Source organism: Nocardiopsis sp. NRRL B-16309, assembly GCF_001279585.1.
Classification (GTDB): Bacteria; Actinomycetota; Actinomycetes; order Streptosporangiales; family Streptosporangiaceae; genus Nocardiopsis.
In genome coordinates this window covers 1-3,104 of record NZ_LGEC01000117.1, presented here as the reverse complement: position 1 = coordinate 3,104, position 3,104 = coordinate 1, and the positions used below count along the sequence as shown (strand labels likewise).

Genomic DNA, 3,104 nt, shown 5'->3' with positions numbered 1-3,104 from the left:
CAAGGTCTACTGCGCGGTGGTGCTGGACGTGTGCTCGCGGCGTGTGGTCGGGTGGGCGATCGATTCCTCGCCCACGGCGGCGTTGACCACGAACGCGCTGGGCATGGCCATCGACAACCGCCGACCAGCTCCGGGGACGGTGATCCACTCCGATCATGGCGTGCAGTTCGGGTCGTGGGCCTTCACGCGTCGGGCCAAGGAGTCCGGGCTGGTGCCCTCGATGGGATCGATCGGGGACTGCTACGACAATGCCGTCATCGAGTCGTTCTGGTCGCGCATGCAGGTCGAACTGTTGGATCGGCGCAGGTGGCGGACCCGGCTGGAGTTGGCCAACGCGATCTTCGAGTACCTGGAGATCTTCCACAACCGGCAGCGTTGGCACTCGGCGATCGGCTGGCTGACACCCATAGAGTTCGAGAACAAACAACCGAGCACCGTGGCCTGAGAATCCAGAAACACGGCTCCACCAAACTCAGGACACACCAGGAGCGGGCGATCAACCTGCTCAAGCAGAACCGGGCGGTCGCGACCCGCTACGACAAGCGGGCCGCGATCTTCGACGGGACCGTGCAGGTCGCCTCGATCCGGATCTGGCTCCGGGACCTGACCCGTTCAAAAAACAGTGCCTAGGCCGGCGACGTCTGGACAAGCTCCAGGCCCGCCACGTCGAGGCGATGTTCGCCGAGATCGAGGAGGCCAACACCCGCATCCTGGAGTGCCGCGAGTCCGACGATGCGAAGGTGAAGGCGTCGGCGCGCGGGCAGCGCGTCATCTCGCTCTCGACCAAGCACCGGATCCGCGCGACGCTGCGCAGCGCCCTGTCCGATGCGGTCCGCCGTCCGGATCTGCCTGTGTCGGTGAACATCGCCTCGCACGTACGCCTCCCGTCATGCCCGAGGGTCAAGCCGATGGTGTGGACACCCGACCGGGTCCGCCAATGGAAAGCGGACGGGACGGTGCCGGGCGAGGTGATGGTGTGGACTCCGGAGCAGACCCGCGCCTTCCTGACCCACGCGAGGAAGTACCGGTGGCTATACCCGATGTTCCACCTCATCGCCGCCAAAGGCCTGCGTCGGGGTGAGGCGGTCGGGTTGCCGTGGTCCAACACGAGGTTGACCGATGGGCAGGTCGATATCCGGGTCCAGGTGGTGCAGTTGGTGTGGGAGACGGTGACCACGACGCCGAAGAGCGCGGCGGGCCAGCGCACCATCACCCTGGACAACGACACCGTGAAGGTGCTGCGGGCGTGGAAGAGGTTCCAGAACGAGGAGCGCCTCAAAGCGGGCCAGGCCTGGGAGGACACGGGCCTGGCGTTCACCCGCAAGGACGGCACGGGGTGGCATCCGGCGCAGGTCAGTGACTGGTTCCTGCGGATCTCGCGGGCGGCGGGGTTGCCGCCGATCACGTTGCACGGGCTGCGTCACGGGGCTGCCTCGATGGCGTTGGCCGCGGGGTCGGATGTGAAGGTGGTCTCGAACGAGCTCGGGCACGCGACCGTCCACTTTACGCAGGACACGTACCAGACGGTGTTTCCCGATGTGGCGAAGGCGGCAGCCGAGGCCACCGCGTCTCTGCTGCGAGGCGGGCCGGTTCCGGTGAAGGCTCCGGTGCCGTAGTCGAACGGGCGAGCACACCAAGAGCCACACGGCCCTATCGGCCCCAGGCCAACAGGCGGGTTCACCCCTGGGGTATCTCAATGGCCGTGTCAAGTCGCTGAGGCAACGGGATGGGCGTAATGGCGCCCATCCCGCAACATCGCCCACAGCACGTTGATCCGCTGCCTGGCCAGGCACAACACCGCCTGAGGGTGAAGCATCCCCTCAGCTCGTTTTCGCCGGTAGTACTCCTGCGAAGCTCCCGGTCTGAGCAGTGCAGACTGCGCCGAGAGGTAGAACAGGCGGCACAGTCTTCGGCTGTAGAACTTCGGTCTGCGGTTGTTGTTCGTCCGCTTACCCGAATCCCGCGAGACCGGGGAGATACCCGCGTGTGAGGCCAGGTGCCCAGCATCCCGGTATCCGGACAGGTCTCCGGCCAGGGCGATGAACTCCGCGGTCAGCAGCGGCCCCATGCCCGGCATGGACTGGATGATCGCGCTTCGCTCGTCCTGGACCAGGACCTCGGCGATCTCCCGGTCGATCTTCTTGATCCGCTCGTCCAGATCCAGGATCTGCCGAGCCAGACCCGAGGCCAGCACGGCGGCCCGCTTCTCACCCGGCAGAGCGGTGGTCTGTGACTTGGCGGCCTCGACGGCCTTCTCCGCGAAGGAGGCGGCGTTGCGAACGTCGCGCTTGGCCAACCACGCACTCAGCCGCGTCACGCCGATTCGCCGCAGGGAGGAGGGCGTGCAGTACCCGCTCACCACCACCAGGCCGGGCCGTTTGCGGAACTCGAACGCGCGTTCCAGGGCCGGGCAGATCCCCACCAGCAGTTCGCGCAGCCGGTTGATCATCCGCACCCGGTCAGCCGTCATGTTCGACCGGTAGGACGTGAGCAGGGACAGTTCTCCCACCAGGCCCGGGGCCACCTCCAGCGGACGGAAGTCCGACCGCATCCGGGCGGTCTCGGCGATGGTCTGGGCGTCCTTGGCGTCGGTCTTGTGGTCACCGGCGAACGCTCCGGACATGCGGTTGACCGTCCGCCCGGGGATGTAGACCACCTCTTGGTCGTGCGCGAGCAGCAGCGCCAGGAGCAACGCGGAGGGCCGACTGGAGATGTCTACCGCCCACCGCACCTCACCAGCCAAGGGACACACGTCACCGATCAGGTCGAGAATCTCGGTCTCGTCGTTGACCACTTTGCGTGAGAGCAACTTGGTGCCGTCAGAGTCGACGGCGACCGCCCAGTGGTGAGCCTTGCCGGCGTCGACACCGACCCAGATCCGCTGATGAGTACTCAACTATCCACCTGCTCCATACGTGACCTGCGTATTCGTGGTCCGTGGAGCACCCCGCCATCGAAACCTTGTCGAAGCGATGGGCCGCAGTTCTCAATCAGAGGTCGGAGTGTCCAGGGGTCGGGTGGCCATACCCCAGGAGCCATGAGCGGCATTTTCTCGTCAGCCTCGCCCAGACCCCCTGGACCACCCCTCCATTCTCAAGGTTTCC

Annotated in this window: 2 protein-coding genes and 1 pseudogene; 2 read left to right on the top strand and 1 reads right to left on the bottom strand. The window is 66.1% G+C overall.

From position 1 onward, the window contains the following. Together ADL05_RS26750 and ADL05_RS26745 are read left to right on the top strand one after the other, a co-directional pair. Positions 1-445: IS3 family transposase (locus ADL05_RS26750; protein WP_156366068.1), on the top strand; the 445-nt coding region annotated here is incomplete at its 5' end. A 181-nt stretch (positions 446-626) separates the two neighbouring features. After that, positions 627-1,616, top strand: a pseudogene (locus ADL05_RS26745) (tyrosine-type recombinase/integrase); the annotation flags it as partial. An 89-nt stretch (positions 1,617-1,705) separates the two neighbouring features. On the opposite strand, the gene ADL05_RS26740 reads toward ADL05_RS26745, so the two are convergent. Next, positions 1,706-2,896 (bottom strand): IS110 family transposase, encoded by a 1,191-nt coding sequence (locus ADL05_RS26740; RefSeq protein ID WP_053619804.1) that lies wholly within the window; start codon positions 2,894-2,896, stop codon positions 1,706-1,708. Between the last annotated feature and the right edge of the window lie 208 nt (positions 2,897-3,104).